The sequence below is a fragment of the Marinoscillum luteum genome (genome assembly GCF_044005705.1).
In the GTDB taxonomy this organism is placed as follows: Bacteria; Bacteroidota; Bacteroidia; order Cytophagales; family Cyclobacteriaceae; genus Marinoscillum; species Marinoscillum luteum.
The window spans coordinates 385,121-398,660 of sequence record NZ_JBIPKE010000015.1; the positions used below are offsets into that span (position 1 = coordinate 385,121).

The 13,540-nt window shown below is 46.9% G+C and carries 14 protein-coding genes; 10 read left to right on the forward strand and 4 right to left on the reverse strand.

Annotated elements, in window-relative coordinates; genetic code table 11:
• The first annotated feature begins 77 nt into the window (after window positions 1–77).
• From ACHKAR_RS09415 to ACHKAR_RS09445, 7 genes are all read left to right on the forward strand, one after another.
• Window positions 78–659 carry a hypothetical protein gene (locus ACHKAR_RS09415; RefSeq protein ID WP_395417202.1) on the forward strand — a complete coding sequence of 194 codons (582 nt, stop codon included), beginning with the start codon at window positions 78–80 and terminating at the stop codon, window positions 657–659.
• A 216-nt stretch (window positions 660–875) separates the two neighbouring features.
• Window positions 876–2,228: an amidohydrolase family protein gene (locus ACHKAR_RS09420; protein ID WP_395417203.1), complete on the forward strand. Its 1,353-nt coding sequence runs from the start codon at window positions 876–878 to the stop codon at window positions 2,226–2,228.
• Window positions 2,229–2,361: 133 nt separating this feature from the next.
• Window positions 2,362–2,898, forward strand: coding sequence for a hypothetical protein (locus ACHKAR_RS09425; protein WP_395417204.1), 537 nt, complete (start codon window positions 2,362–2,364; stop codon window positions 2,896–2,898).
• 128 nt (window positions 2,899–3,026) lie between these two features.
• Complete coding sequence (locus ACHKAR_RS09430; RefSeq protein WP_395417205.1) at window positions 3,027–3,599, forward strand: Crp/Fnr family transcriptional regulator; 573 nt, start codon at window positions 3,027–3,029, stop codon at window positions 3,597–3,599.
• A 57-nt stretch (window positions 3,600–3,656) separates the two neighbouring features.
• On the forward strand, window positions 3,657–4,802 hold the full coding sequence (locus ACHKAR_RS09435; RefSeq protein WP_395417206.1) for an FAD-dependent monooxygenase: 1,146 nt from the start codon (window positions 3,657–3,659) through the stop codon (window positions 4,800–4,802).
• A gap of 126 nt (window positions 4,803–4,928) precedes the next feature.
• Complete coding sequence (locus ACHKAR_RS09440) at window positions 4,929–5,696, forward strand: YoaK family protein (protein ID WP_395417207.1); 768 nt, start codon at window positions 4,929–4,931, stop codon at window positions 5,694–5,696.
• 121 nt (window positions 5,697–5,817) lie between these two features.
• Window positions 5,818–6,120 carry a DUF1330 domain-containing protein gene (locus tag ACHKAR_RS09445; RefSeq protein ID WP_395417208.1) on the forward strand — a complete coding sequence of 101 codons (303 nt, stop codon included), beginning with the start codon at window positions 5,818–5,820 and terminating at the stop codon, window positions 6,118–6,120.
• Between the two features lie 6 nt (window positions 6,121–6,126).
• On the opposite strand, the gene ACHKAR_RS09450 is transcribed toward ACHKAR_RS09445, so the two are convergent.
• On the reverse strand, window positions 6,127–6,504 hold the full coding sequence (locus tag ACHKAR_RS09450) for a VOC family protein (protein WP_395417209.1): 378 nt from the start codon (window positions 6,502–6,504) through the stop codon (window positions 6,127–6,129).
• Window positions 6,505–6,638: 134 nt separating this feature from the next.
• Here ACHKAR_RS09450 and ACHKAR_RS09455 point away from each other — a divergent pair, with 134 nt between their 5' ends.
• Window positions 6,639–7,211 carry a DinB family protein gene (locus tag ACHKAR_RS09455; RefSeq protein ID WP_395417210.1) on the forward strand — a complete coding sequence of 191 codons (573 nt, stop codon included), beginning with the start codon at window positions 6,639–6,641 and terminating at the stop codon, window positions 7,209–7,211.
• 58 nt (window positions 7,212–7,269) lie between these two features.
• On the opposite strand, the gene ACHKAR_RS09460 is transcribed toward ACHKAR_RS09455, so the two are convergent.
• Window positions 7,270–7,686 (reverse strand): OsmC family protein, encoded by a 417-nt coding sequence (locus ACHKAR_RS09460; protein WP_395417211.1) that lies wholly within the window; start codon window positions 7,684–7,686, stop codon window positions 7,270–7,272.
• A gap of 578 nt (window positions 7,687–8,264) precedes the next feature.
• Here ACHKAR_RS09460 and ACHKAR_RS09465 point away from each other — a divergent pair.
• Entirely contained in the window at window positions 8,265–8,588 is a 324-nt protein-coding gene (locus tag ACHKAR_RS09465) for a PadR family transcriptional regulator (RefSeq protein ID WP_159579249.1), read from the forward strand.
• Window positions 8,585–11,212 carry an ABC transporter permease gene (locus ACHKAR_RS09470; RefSeq protein WP_395417212.1) on the forward strand — a complete coding sequence of 876 codons (2,628 nt, stop codon included), beginning with the start codon at window positions 8,585–8,587 and terminating at the stop codon, window positions 11,210–11,212. The genes ACHKAR_RS09465 and ACHKAR_RS09470 overlap by 4 nt, the downstream gene beginning before the upstream one ends.
• A gap of 18 nt (window positions 11,213–11,230) precedes the next feature.
• Here ACHKAR_RS09470 and ACHKAR_RS09475 read toward each other — a convergent pair whose 3' ends face one another.
• A complete protein-coding gene (locus tag ACHKAR_RS09475) occupies window positions 11,231–12,391 on the reverse strand; it encodes an alpha/beta hydrolase-fold protein (RefSeq protein WP_395417213.1) in 1,161 nt (386 codons plus the stop codon).
• Window positions 12,388–13,482 carry a bifunctional histidinol-phosphatase/imidazoleglycerol-phosphate dehydratase HisB gene (hisB, locus tag ACHKAR_RS09480; protein ID WP_395417214.1) on the reverse strand — a complete coding sequence of 365 codons (1,095 nt, stop codon included), beginning with the start codon at window positions 13,480–13,482 and terminating at the stop codon, window positions 12,388–12,390. Before hisB ends, ACHKAR_RS09475 begins: the two co-directional genes overlap by 4 nt.
• Window positions 13,483–13,540 lie beyond the last annotated feature (58 nt).

The window sequence follows — 13,540 nt, forward strand, 5'->3', positions numbered from 1 at the left end:
TTTCGCTAGTTTAGTGCTCTTTACAACTTGTGGGCATACCGCCCGCTAGTTAGACGTTATGGGGAATTGGAGCCACTATGAGAGAACACCTTTTACTTTTGCTGATTGCTATTTCAATACTTTCTTGCGGACCATCATCTGAACAACTCAAATGCACTCAATCCGGTGAATTTGAGATATGCACTCCGAACAACTGGAATCATGTAGAAACTGATAAAGCTATTTTCTTTAGCGGCTTATCAGATAGCATTAGGAACACATTCGCCATTATGCAGTCTCTGGACCTAGACTGGTCAACTGAAGAGTATATTCTTGAACTAAACAGGCAACTCACAGAAGATACAATCGAAGTATTCACTGGCTACACTCTCCAAAGAATGCAAATTGACGATATCCCAACGAACACTTACTATGTTCAGATTGACACTAAACTGGACAATCAAGAATATCGAGCATTTGGAATGGTTTGGAGAGACGATTCTCATCTGAACGAATTTATGATTAAGCGATTGGCTACCGACTTTGAAACCGGATACAAAGAGTTAAGCCAAGTGATATTTAACTTAAAAAGCGACGGCCAATCCGTTTTTGACAGAGAAACCGAACTAGAATATGAATTAACATCATTCGAGGAGATAGCGAGAGAAAAATCCCCATAACAAACAATGAAGCGTGCTAAAATCCTCCGCCCTTTTTGGAGTTGTCTCCAACGACCGAGAAAAGACTGGCGAGTTTGGCACCTTTCCTATTGAGGTTGAAGTGCCGCCAATAATCTTCTGTACTTGGTCAGGCACGACAGATAAGCTACTTTTATCGGAATGAATTAAGCTCGGAGGCCACAGTGCCATCTCTGGGTTGGTAGTCATTGAAGACGCATGAAACAATTAATCATTCTAATAACGATTTCTCTAATAGTAAGCTGTACTTCCAACAAGTCAGAACACTTTGATTTGGTGATATCCAATGTCAACCTAATTGATGGGACGGGGAAATCTCTGCAGACCGGAGTTTCAATAGGAATCAACGATGGCAAAATAGCTGCGATTGGTACTACATTATCGGGTAGTCAGAGAAATCATATTGACGGAACGGGGAAGTTTGTCATTCCAGGATTATTTGACTGCCATGTTCACACCGGGAATTTTGAAAGGGATTTTCCGAGGTTTGTCCATTATGGAGTGACTTCAGTCTTTGTCACAGGTGGAGGGTTGTGCACAAACGACTTCTATGCTTCAATGCGTAAACAGGGGAATCAGGATTCCATACCAGCTCCTTTTGTTTTTCATACAAGTCAGCACTTTACTATGGAGGGACGTCATCCAGCCAAGACATACAAGAGCAGCAACTGGCGTGATGGCATAACGATTTTTTATTTGAAGGATACTTTACAGATTGAAGATCTTGTCAAGGAAGTATCTCAATACCCGATTGTTGGCATCAAGCTAACAATTGAAGATGGCCCTGCTCCTCCGTTTGTTAAAAGAATACCACAATCATTTATTAATAAAACGGTAAAGGAAGCCTCTAAACATGGTCTTGAGGTATTTGCGCATGTGAGTGATAACGTGGAACTCGAAATGGCAATCAATGGTGGTGTTCAAAACCTTGTTCATTTTACTGGAGTAAATATTGATCCTGAGGATAGCATACAAGTAAGACTTCTTCAGAAATTTGCAGAGAGAAACCCATATTGGGTAACTACATTAATGATTGATAAGTCGTTCCTTTATCCCATACACCCCGAGTGGTTTGAGTCGAAATCAATGCTTAGTGTATACAAAGAAGCAGTAAACGCACTCACACCAGAATTAATTGATCGAGGAAAAATTTATATTCAGATTCTGATGGACGAATATGGAATAAATGAAAACAGTCTTGAAGCTTTCATGCTCCCTCAAGTTGAAGATATCAAATTCTTGGATGAAATGGGATTTAACATGGTTCTGGGTACAGATACTGGAAATGATTTCAATTTTCCAGGATACAGTCTTCATGAAGAAATGCAACTACTGGAACTAGGCGGAATGGAACCAATCGAAATCATAAAAATGGGAACACTTAATGCTGCTGAAATGCTACATGCACAGGATAGCTTGGGTTCTATTAAGGTAGGAAAAATCGCAAATATGGTATTGCTTGATAAGAGCCCTCTTGAAAACATAAATAACACCTTGTTGATTAATTCTGTAATCAAGAGGGGTAGAATTCAGGAACGACTTGATCAATAAAAATGACCGCCAATCGAGTAGACGGCCGATGAGCGATAAGCCCACCGGTGCGCCTCACACTTTTATCGATACTTGCCGGGCACGGGGCCGCACCGCATCATTACTCGGACACTAAGCATAACACACTGCAACTATGGAAAAACTCACCCACCTTTGGAACGGAGCTACCTATCAGGACCATCTACTTCAATCCTATCGTGGATTTCATCTAACCATTCAATCCCTATTGATTGCGGTGGGAACAGGGTTGTCGATTGCCGTCATCGCTTTTGCCGACTTACCCCGGGTTTGGGCCGCCTATATCATCCTTCTTGCCATAACCACCCTCGCGGTGTACTTGCTTTGGTCTATGCAAGCCCTCATAAAGGCCAGAGGCACTGATGTGGACTATTTCCACAAGGAGATCATTCTTGAGGAACAATCACTCCCCAGGGAGCAACAGGTGCTTACGGCATTCAAGGTCGAACAAAAGTTCAACAGAGGTAAAGTGGACATCCACGAATATTTTGCAAGCTTTGAACTTACCCCAGCCATCAGGAACCAACTCACCGAAAAGGGCAAAGGACACACCAGAAAACTTCTTGATAAGTATCTGTTCTGGGGATTTTATGCCGTTTGGCTTAGTTTGCACGTGGTGTGCATCTGGCGAATTGCTGACCTCACTTTCTGATACGTAACAACTGACCCGTTGGCCTATTTTGACCCTTGTATCTCCCTTTGAATCTGGCCATTTAGACTCAGGCGACCTCATGGACTATCAGAATTGAATTCTTATCTTGTGAGCAAATTTTTCGCACCATGTCCACCCACCCGATTGTCGGCATCTTCAATGCCATAGCGCCGCTGAATACTGAGATTCAAACCCGCCTGGAGCAAATAATCGTCCACAACATTTTTCCAAAAAATACCGCACTGCTGGAGATCGGGAAAAAGGCTCAGTCTATGTTTTTCATCCACAAAGGGCTGGCCAGGGCTTTCTATTTTCATGATGGCAGGGACGTCACGGACTACTTCGCTACGGATGGGCAGTTTATCGGGGCTGTACCCAGTCTTTTTACAGGTCTTCCAAGCCAAAAAGGCATTCACCTGATCGAAGAATCGGATATCTATCACTTCGCTGCTTCAGACTTTGAAAAGCTCTGCGCCGAGTACCACGTGATCGAGCACATCGCCAGACGAATGACCAACTTTGCAATGATCCAGGAGCAGGAACGCATCGAAAGTTTGCGGTTTTACTCCATGAAGGAGCGCTATGAGCTCATGGAAAAAAAGTACCCCGGCATTATGAACCGCTGCCCGCTTCACTACATAGCCTCCTACCTCGGCACCACGCAGGTGAGCATCAGCAGGATTCGTGCTGGCGTCCAGTAGTCTTTTTAACATATGTAAAAGGGACTTCATTCTGAGCATCACAACTTTGTCGCCACTATGAAACATCTCACCATGTCAATCATTGGAGGCGGGATCGCTGGTCTATGCACAGCCCTGGCCTTACAAAACCGTGGCATTCGCGCCGAAGTGTTTGAAGCCAGTCCGAAGCTGGAGCCCGTGGGTGCCGGACTAGGGCTGGGTGCCAATGCCATGCTGGCCTTTAAAGAACTTGGAATCTATGACGATGTGGTACAGATCGGCAAAAGTCTGCCTTCATTTACGCTCTATGACCACCTGGGCAAGCGCATTTCTCATACACAGTTTGATCCCAATGACACCATCGGGAGCTTTACCATTCACCGCGCCAACCTCCACGAGCTGCTGCTCTCCAGGCTGGATCCTGCTCAGATTCACCTCGGCAAAAGGGTGGTGAAATACCAGGCAGAGGACTTCTCTGTCAGCCTCACTTTCGACGATGGCAGTACACACATCACCAACTACCTGATCGTGGCGGATGGCATTCACTCTGCCGTGAGACAAACCCTATTGCCAGCCTCTGTGCCCCGCTACTCGGGCTACACCTGCTGGCGTGCTGTCATCGACAATACCTCCCTGAAAATAAGCCAGAGCTCAGAAACCTGGGGATCCAAAGGGCGGATCGGGCTGGTGCCCCTACCCGACAACCTACTGTATTGGTTTATCTGTATCAATGCCAAAAAAGGAGACCTGAAGCACTATGGAGTAAAGGAGCTATCCAGCCGGTTCGATCAATATCATGCACCCATCCCACAAGTATTGGCGGCAACAGACGACCATCAGTTGATCCACAACGACATCATAGACCTCAAACCTCTGAGTCAGTTTGCCTTTGGGCGAACCGTCCTCATCGGAGATGCCGCCCATGCCACCACCCCCAACATGGGTCAGGGTGCTTGTCAGGCCATAGAGGATGCCGTGGTGCTGGGCCAATGTGTAGAAAAGATTACGGACACTGAGGAAGCCTTCCGGCTATTCGAAAAGCGCCGCCTCGGCCGTACCCGATGGATCGTGGACACCAGCTGGCGACTGGGCAAAGCAGCGCAGCTGGAAAACGGGCTTTTGATCGGCTTGCGAAATGCAGCGCTCAGAAGCCTGCCCCCCTCCGTAAATAACCGCCAATTGGACAAAATCAAAACCGTGGACTTCTTGAGTAACACGAACTAAAAAAAACCTCATGTTTTGACCTGCGATAGTGTCATTGGAGGAATAGTATTCATGGAGAGGGTGTAAATTTGCGCATCTATCCGGAGGTATCCGGTTTTTTGAAACATCAAACCATGAAGGAGCAGCATGTTTAGGCATCAGGGAAAGAGCAGGACGCTAAAGCAAAACCTGCGGATTGCTTCTGTTTTGTCTTTTGTGGCCGGGATCGTCAACGTCACTGGCTTTCTGTCCTTCAACCAACTGACCACCAATGTCACCGGGCATTTTGCGCTGTTCATCAATGATGTGGCCCATTTTGATTTTTGGAGAGGAACGATCTATTTCCTCTATATTTTCGTCTTCCTTTTCGGATCGTTTTTATCCAGTTTTCTGATCGAGCAGTTCAATAGCAGCAAAAAGTTAAACGTCTTTGTATTACCCACCATCATCGAATTCCTAATCCTGATTTTGATCCCGGTCTTCAGTCACCTTTCTGAAATCAAATATCCGGACCTGGTGATTTGTGCGATGCTCTTGGCCATGGGGGTGCAAAACTCCTTTGTCACGAAGATCTCCAGCGCTGTGGTGCGAACCACCCACCTGACGGGGCTCTTTACCGATCTGGGCATTGAGCTGTCGCAGCTCTTTTTTCCCAAGTCTTACCCTAATCGGGAAAAAATCAAATCGACGATGAAATTGCGAGTTTACATCATCTCGTTTTTCTTCCTGGGCGGCTTGATCGGGGGCTATCTCTACTCAAGGATGGGCCTGGGGCTGGATACGCTTATTTTCGGAGCGGTAATTTTGATTGTCAGCCTGTTTTTCGATGGATTGAAATACAAAGTGATCAGAAACAGAAGAAAATACCAGCAAAGAAAAACTGCGCAACTGAGTCAACAGCCGGTGAGTAAATGACACTTTCTGTTCTTGGGAACTACATTACACTGATTTCGTCCATCAACAATACTTGGCCGAAAGAAGCCCTTGACGAATTGCTACAAAACCCTTCTATTTGTAACCAATCCTTATCGAACCTATGATCTTTATTACCCAACTCATCTACGTCATCGAAGGCCAGGAGGCCGTTTTCGATCAGTTTGAAAGCATTGCCATCCCCACCATCCTCAAATACAATGGTCGGCTCCTCCTCAGGGTGAGGCCAGACGATCAGGCCATCATAGAGCGGCACATAGACAAGCCTTATGAAATTCATCTGGTAGAGTTTGACTCAGAGCAGGATTTTAAAAACTTCACGCAGGACGAAGAGCGAAAGAAGTTTCTCCACCTGAAGGAGCAATCCATCAAAGCGTCGGTACTCGTACAAGGCACCAGGCTCTGATGTGCCTTACATCCCTGCCGGGGGTTGGTGAAAGGTCACCCGATTGCCTTCTGTATCCTCAAAGTGGGCCACATGCCCATACTCCCCTATGCTCGTCTTGGGGTTGAGCACTTTACCACCAGCTGGCTCTACCCTGGGCAGTACGTCATCGATCTCGGCCACTCCAAAATAGATCAACGAGCCCTCATGCGAGGGCACATAAGATTCTGCCTTGATGAGGGTACCTCCAGAACCGGGCTGAGTGGGATTTGACGAAAACCAGGCCATCACAAAATTGCCGAAATCCCTGACATCCAGCTTTTGATCAAGGACGGTTTCATAAAACTTTTGGGCACGATCCATGTCTGTGACAGGGATTTCGAACCAGTGGACAGGATTGTTCATAAGTCAGGATTTTACGTTAGATCAATTTACTGAAATGATGTGAGAAAACGGAAATCAACAGCAAAAGACCAAAAGCCTTGATTTCGATCAATATTTGGGAAGGTTATCTTGCCCAATTTTGTAAAAAAAACAAAATGAAGACCCCGTCAGAAGACCTCATACAGGACCTAATAGAGCGAACCAGACAAACGCTCAACGCCACAGAAAACCTGAAGCAGGAGCCCATAGATCTGCTCAACTGGAAGCCAGCGCCTGAGCGCTGGAGTGTGCTGGAGTGCATTGAGCACCTCAACCTCTATGGTGACTTTTACCTACCGGAAATTGCCCGTCGCATTCGTGAAAGTCAGAAACCGGCAGAACCCTACTTTTCAGCAGGCCTGCTGGGCGACTATTTTGCCAAGAGCATGCTCCCCAAGGAAAAGCTGAACAAGATGAAAACCTTCGACGATAAAAACCCCAATGGGAGTGACCTCTCCATAGACACTATCGATCGGTTCATCGCTCAACAGAAAGAGCTACTGGTGCTGCTGAATAAGTCACGGAGTGTCAGCCTCAATAAGACCAAGACCTCCATCAGCATTTCCAAACTGATCACACTCAGGCTTGGTGACACCTTCCGGGTGGTGATCTATCACAACCAGAGACACCTCGTGCAGGCCAATAAAGTACTGAGCCTACAGGCTAGTCCGGAAATGTCAAAAGTTTGACCCAAAACTAAAAAAGCGCATGTACATGCGCTTTTTTAGTTTCAGCTTCTTCCCCTGCTCACACCAAAGTAGCCGAAAGGGTGATTTTGGTATTGAGTAGCTTGGAAATCGGGCAAATCTCCTTGGCCTTTTCGGCTATCTCCTGAAACTGAGCGGCCGAAATTTTGGCCACTTTGCCTTTCAGCTCCAGGTGGCTCATGGTAATGGCGCCATCCTCAAAGGTGATTTTGGCTGCCGTGTCCAGATCCTCCGGAGGAAACCCGGCCTCACTGAGCAGAAAGCTCAACTGCATGGTGAAGCATCCGGCATGCGCCGCTCCTATCAGCTCTTCGGGGTTGGTCCCCACCCCATCTTCAAATCTTGTCTTAAAAGAATACTGAGTATCCTTCAAAGTGGTGCTTTCGGTGGAAATAGTTCCTTTCCCGTCCTTACCTGTTCCTTTCCAGTTGGCACTGGCATTTCGTGTAAATTTCATATCGTGGTTTATTTTTAGGTGACTGAAAATCCCTTATCTGTGAAAGATACAATTTCGTAAATTGTTTGCTCAGAACATCCATTTCCCGCTGATTTGTCTAAAGTCTCGAATCAAGAAATATTTGTGTTTGGTAACTTTGATATAGTTAAATTTTGTAATACCGAGATAATGCGCAGTGAACTTAGAAAAGTAAAAACGTAAAGGCGGGCGGGGCATCCAAAGCAAGTGTGAATCATTTTGACTCTAACAATTCTCAAAACTGCCCAAATCCGCTGAGTCAAAATGATTTTTTGCGTGCGACCGGCTAGGTTGGTGCCTCCTTTATGTGGAATCATCAATTGTTTTCTTTGCCTACGCGGCCCGAGGCAAGCAAAGAAAATGAAGGGTAAGTAGCTAACAAGCTAGATTGAGCAATATCAGGTGTCAAATCATCACCATCACTCCCTAAGACAATCTCCCCACCTGCGTTTGACCCGAAGCCCTCCAGAAAAAAAAATCAAAATATTTAATCTCAAAAACAGAAACATATAACACCCTCCCGCCGTATCCCTATATTATCTCACAAATAGAAAGATACCATGAAAGGATACCTGGGCGAATTCGAAGAGCTTGTTTTACTCACCATAGCCAATCTGGGCAGCGATGCTTACGGACTGGCCCTGATCAGGGACATCAACGAACGAGCGGGACGCAACCTGAGCATGGGCGGAATGCACTCCACTCTGACCCGCCTGGAAGAAAAAGGCTACATCACTTCCCATCTCGGCGAACCCACCAGAGAACGTGGGGGGCGCAGAAAACGCTATTTTGAGCTAACCAACAGTGGAATTGCCAGCCTGAATGACATGAAAGCACTCCGCGACGAACTCTGGGCCAACGCCAAAGTGAACCTGTCGATATGAAGAAATCACGCACACCCTCCCCCCCACGGCTTGCCCAAAGGATCTTCCAATGGTGGGCCGGATCGGCCGATACAGAAGATCTTCTGGGCGACCTGGATGAGCAGTTTGTTTACAATCTGCAGACTAAAGGAAGACGCAGGTCACAATGGATCTACAGCCTGCAGGTCTGCTCACTCCTGTTTTCATATGCCCTCAGAAAGCGCAAGCGCGCAGCCTCCTACTCCACCTACTACCCCAATAACTCCATGGCCATGCTCCAGAATTATTTCAAAATAGCCATCAGAAACTTTCAGAAACAAAAGCTCTTCACGGTCATCAACATCGTGGGACTGGCCCTCGGCATGTCTATATGCCTCCTGGCACTTTCCATGTTTGTGTCCATTTTTCGATTCGATGAGTTTCACACTCAGAAGGATCGCATTTTCCAGGTCAACACCCGAATAGCTGACCGCAATCAAAAGGACCTGTATGCCTCCACGTTCAATGCCGTAGGTGATTATATGGGTGAAAAGTATCCCTTTATTGAGCAGGTCATCAAGATAAAAAGTGGATTCAATCCCGAAATCCACCATCAGGGTAACCTCATGTCTTTCCATGGGTACTTTGCGGGTTCTTCCTTTTTCGAGACGTTCAGCTTCCCGCTGATCAGCGGTAATCCCGCCACCGCACTGGCAGAACCTTTCAGTATCGTTTTGACCAAATCAATGGCCGAAACGCTCTTTCGGGATACCAATCCCATGGGCAAGACCCTCGAAACAGCGACAGGAACTTACCGGGTCACCGGAGTGATGGCAGACCTGAAGCAAACCCATTTCTATTTTCAGGTACTCACCTCCCATCAGACTTATGAAATACTACATGCCGGAACAAACCTGCAGTCTGACTGGAAAACCTATCGCAATAATTATGTCTACCTCCTACTAAAACCCAATACTTCACCCGAAGCGCTGAGTGACGCCCTTGCCCAGGTGAGTGCCAGAGCCTCAGAGTTCAACCCCGATCGAAGCATTATACTGGAATCGACCAAACTCGCACGCATTATTCCTTCCTGGAGCATCAGCAACGGACTGGGAGTAGGTTGGGATCTGCCCACCATGATTTTCTTCATGGCGCTGGGGCTGCTCATTCTTATGCCAGCCATTTTCAACTATACCAACCTCTCCGTCGCCCGAGCACTCAGACGAGCAAAAGAAATAGGCATCAGAAAGGTAGTGGGTGCCGAAAAAAATCAGATCCGGGCGCAGTTTGTTGTGGAGACTATCCTGCTCACATTCCTGGCGCTCATTGGTTCCATTTTCATTTTCAAACTCATTCAGACGGAATTTCTCACCATGATCATCGGCGCAGATTCACTGGACACTTCGCTCAGTCTGTCTGTGCTAGCGGTATTCATTCTATTCAGCCTGATCATCGGGATTGTGGCGGGAATCTTCCCGGCGATGTACTTCTCCAGGCTCAACCCCGTTCATACCATCAAAGGCGAAATTAAGAGCAGATCGGGTGGTGTTTCGGGGATCAGAAAGGGGCTTTTTGTTTTTCAGTTTTTCGTGTCACTGGTCTTCGTCATTGGAGTAGGTGCCATTACTAAGCAATATGCCTATGTCCTCAACTACAACCACGGGTTTCAGTCAGACAACATTCTGGCGGTCCCTTTTCAAAACATTGACAAACAAGTGGTCATCAATGAGTTCAAAACTCACCCGGATGTAAAGGCGGTCACTGCTGCCTCCAACCTACCGGGACTCCCACTCCCTATCATGGTGGACATCACACCTAATGAAATAGACACCCTCACCGTCCATCAGGTATTCATAGGTGAGGATTTTATTGAGAACATGGGCATGACCCTCACATGGGGAGAAAGTGGCAACCAACAACGGTCTACTCGAAACGAGGAGCTGGTGCTGGTGAATGAGCAGTTTCTCAGGTCCACCGCCGTATTTGGTGCTCAGCAAGATTCACTTGTTTTTTCCCTGAGTGATGGCACCAGGTGCCGCATCGTTGGGGCACTGAAAGATTTCAATTTTGAACCGCTGAATGAACTCATTCAACCCCTGGTTTTCCGATATTCACTCGCAGAAAGCAACTTCGCCCTCCTGACTGTTCACTCCAAAGACATCAAGAAAACAATCAATGACCTGGACGCCATCTGGACGGGCATCGACCAAAAAGCTTCTTTTGAGGCCTCCTTTCTGGATGACAAAATTGAACAGGCCTACTACTTTCTGGTCATCCAGATCAAAATTTTTGGATTTCTAAGCGCTTTAGCCATCGTCATTTCCTGCCTGGGCCTACTGGGGATGGTCTCCTACACTACCGAGAACCGTACCAAGGAGATTGCCATCAGAAAAATCATGGGTGCTTCCAACAACAGCCTCTACTACACCCTGACCAAAGATTTCGTGAAGCTCATCCTGATCGCCGCAGTGATCGCTATTCCATTCTCCTACTTCTTTTATGACATGGTCTTGCTAAGGATCTTTCTCAGCTATAGTGATGGGCTGGGCCTACCGGAAATGGTGCTCAGCATCGCTTTCCTTTTCCTGGTCGGCTTTGCGGCTATCTACTGGCAAACCTTTCGGGTGACCAGAGAAAATCCTGCATCCAATCTGAGGCATGAGTAGGTGTTTGAAATCGCAACTTTAATTCGAATTGTCCATCAACCACCTCACCATCTCTGCAACAATCGACTGCCAGTAGGATTCGTTGTGCTGCATATCGGGGTGCACCGCGGTATGAATCTGATCCTTTGGGAAGCCCCGCGAAACGAGCTGATCAGCTATCCTGGTCATATTAGTGGCTGTGGAAGCCTCCTCAGCTCCTCCGGCCGATAGGTATAGTCGGGTATTGGGGTGAAGCGCTATCATATCTGTGAAATCAAAAATCTCCGGGTTAAACCAAAATGCAGGTGATGGAGCTCCTACCCTGCTAAATACTTCAGGGTGTTTCATGCCGGCATAGTAGGAAATCAATCCACCCAATGAGCTCCCCACAATGGCGGTATGAGCAGCCTGCGGCCTTGTTCTGTAATGATCATCTATAAATGGCTTGAGGGTTTTTATCAGAAAATCAACATAAGCCTCACCTTCTCCACCACCATAATCTGTGTTGGCCCATGGGGCGTATTCATCAATTCTTTTGTCACCACCATTGTCTACAGCCACCACAATCGCTGCGAAACCTTCCTGCTCATAAAGTTCATTGAGCGCTTCATCCACACCCCACTCCCCGGAGAAGGAACTCGCCGCGTCAAAAACGTTTTGTCCATCGTGCATGTAGATAACCGGATACCGCTCATCGCTCTCTGTATAATCCGGGGGTATGTAAATCCAAATCCTTCTGGACCTATTGAGCTGAGGTATTTCAAACTGGTCAATAGTCGTCACATTTGACGCAGGTGTAGAACTCACTGGATTGGCTGTGCCTGACAAGTCTTCCCATGAGGCAATACTCACGATGACGGTATCAGGCAACCCGGTAAAGGAATAACTCCGGTTTTCGATCTTCTCACCAGATGCATTCCCCTCTACAGTTGCCCAGCTTCCCCTTGTAAACTTAAATGCAATGGGACCATCACCATCGAGGGTGATGTAGGGTTGGTCACCTTCCTGCAATAAGAAATCACCGTCCGCCGGATTCCACCCATTGAACGAGCCCGCTATATAAATAGAATCCCCTTCGGGATGTTTATCCGGCAGGCTTTCAATGACAAACGTCACCTGTCCCGAGCTTCCAAAACTCACAGTCAGGGTAATCAGGAGTATCGCGCATTTTACCGGCATCATTTCAAGTGACGCGTTCAAAGCACTCCTTTAGTACTTGGGAGGCTGCTCATCTCATCAGGGTTCCGCTTAATAGCCATTTTGATGGCTTTAGCCCATGCCTTGAAGATCCCTTCGATTTTATGGTGTTCGTTGTCTCCCTCAGCTTTGATGTTGAGGTTACATTTGGCGGTATCTGAGAAGGACTTAAAAAAATGCATGAACATCTCAGTGGGCATCTCTCCTATTTTCTCTCTTTTGAACTCCGGCTCCCATACGAGCCAGGGGCGACCGCCAAAATCGATGGCTACCTGAGCCAGCACATCGTCCATGGGCAGTAAAAATCCATATCGATTGATTCCTTTTTTATCACCCAGCGCCTTCAGAAAACATTCACCCAGCGCAAGCGCCGTATCTTCTATGGTGTGGTGCTCATCTATGTGCAAATCACCCTTTACCTTCACAGTCAGGTCAATGCCACCGTGCTTACCCAGCTGATCCAGCATGTGATCAAAAAAACCAAGCCCGGTCTCTATGGAAGTATTCCCGGCACCATCCAAATTCACCGCTATAGCAATGTCCGTCTCTTTGGTGGTTCGCTGTACCGAAGCTTTTCTGGGATGCAAAATCAAATATTCATAGATCTCCTTCCAACTGGCGGTGGTCAGCTCAGCATCGGTTACGGCTTCATCAGCTATGTGGATGGCTTTACACCCCAGGTTTCTTGCCAACTGCACATCAGTGGCCCTATCCCCCAGGACATAGCTGTTTTTGAGATCAAAAGTACCATCCTGATATTGCGTGAGCATGCCCGTACCCGGTTTCCTATTGGGGTGGTTGTCCTTTGGGAAATGTTCGTCTATGTGCACAGAATCAAACTTGATCCCTTCACTCTCCAACGTCCTCATGATCAGATTATGCACCGGCCAGAAGGTATCCTCAGGAAAGGCATCCGTACCAAGACCATCCTGATTGGTGACCATAGCTAACACATAGTTGGATTCAGCCTGAATTTTTCTCAGGTAAAAAAACACATCTGGTAGGAAATTGAGCTTGTCAATGTGATCGATTTGTTCGTCTGCTGTCTCGGCATTGATGGTGCCGTCCCGGTCTATAAAAAGGATTGGTCTCATGGATACAAATTAAATGAACTAAACTAAAACTACCGTGAGGCAGTGCTTTCAATAAGTG

Coding starts and splice junctions, on each gene's coding strand:
- ACHKAR_RS09465 (WP_159579249.1), top strand. CDS start 8,265: ATGAAAGGATACCTGGGCGAATTCGAAGAGCTTGTTTTACTCACCATA.
- ACHKAR_RS09450 (WP_395417209.1), bottom strand. CDS start 6,504: ATGAACAATCCTGTCCACTGGTTCGAAATCCCTGTCACAGACATGGAT.
- ACHKAR_RS09455 (WP_395417210.1), top strand. CDS start 6,639: ATGAAGACCCCGTCAGAAGACCTCATACAGGACCTAATAGAGCGAACC.
- ACHKAR_RS09440 (WP_395417207.1), top strand. CDS start 4,929: ATGTTTAGGCATCAGGGAAAGAGCAGGACGCTAAAGCAAAACCTGCGG.
- ACHKAR_RS09470 (WP_395417212.1), top strand. CDS start 8,585: ATGAAGAAATCACGCACACCCTCCCCCCCACGGCTTGCCCAAAGGATC.
- hisB (WP_395417214.1), bottom strand. CDS start 13,482: ATGAGACCAATCCTTTTTATAGACCGGGACGGCACCATCAATGCCGAG.
- ACHKAR_RS09425 (WP_395417204.1), top strand. CDS start 2,362: ATGGAAAAACTCACCCACCTTTGGAACGGAGCTACCTATCAGGACCAT.
- ACHKAR_RS09415 (WP_395417202.1), top strand. CDS start 78: ATGAGAGAACACCTTTTACTTTTGCTGATTGCTATTTCAATACTTTCT.
- ACHKAR_RS09460 (WP_395417211.1), bottom strand. CDS start 7,686: ATGAAATTTACACGAAATGCCAGTGCCAACTGGAAAGGAACAGGTAAG.
- ACHKAR_RS09430 (WP_395417205.1), top strand. CDS start 3,027: ATGTCCACCCACCCGATTGTCGGCATCTTCAATGCCATAGCGCCGCTG.
- ACHKAR_RS09420 (WP_395417203.1), top strand. CDS start 876: ATGAAACAATTAATCATTCTAATAACGATTTCTCTAATAGTAAGCTGT.
- ACHKAR_RS09435 (WP_395417206.1), top strand. CDS start 3,657: ATGAAACATCTCACCATGTCAATCATTGGAGGCGGGATCGCTGGTCTA.
- ACHKAR_RS09445 (WP_395417208.1), top strand. CDS start 5,818: ATGATCTTTATTACCCAACTCATCTACGTCATCGAAGGCCAGGAGGCC.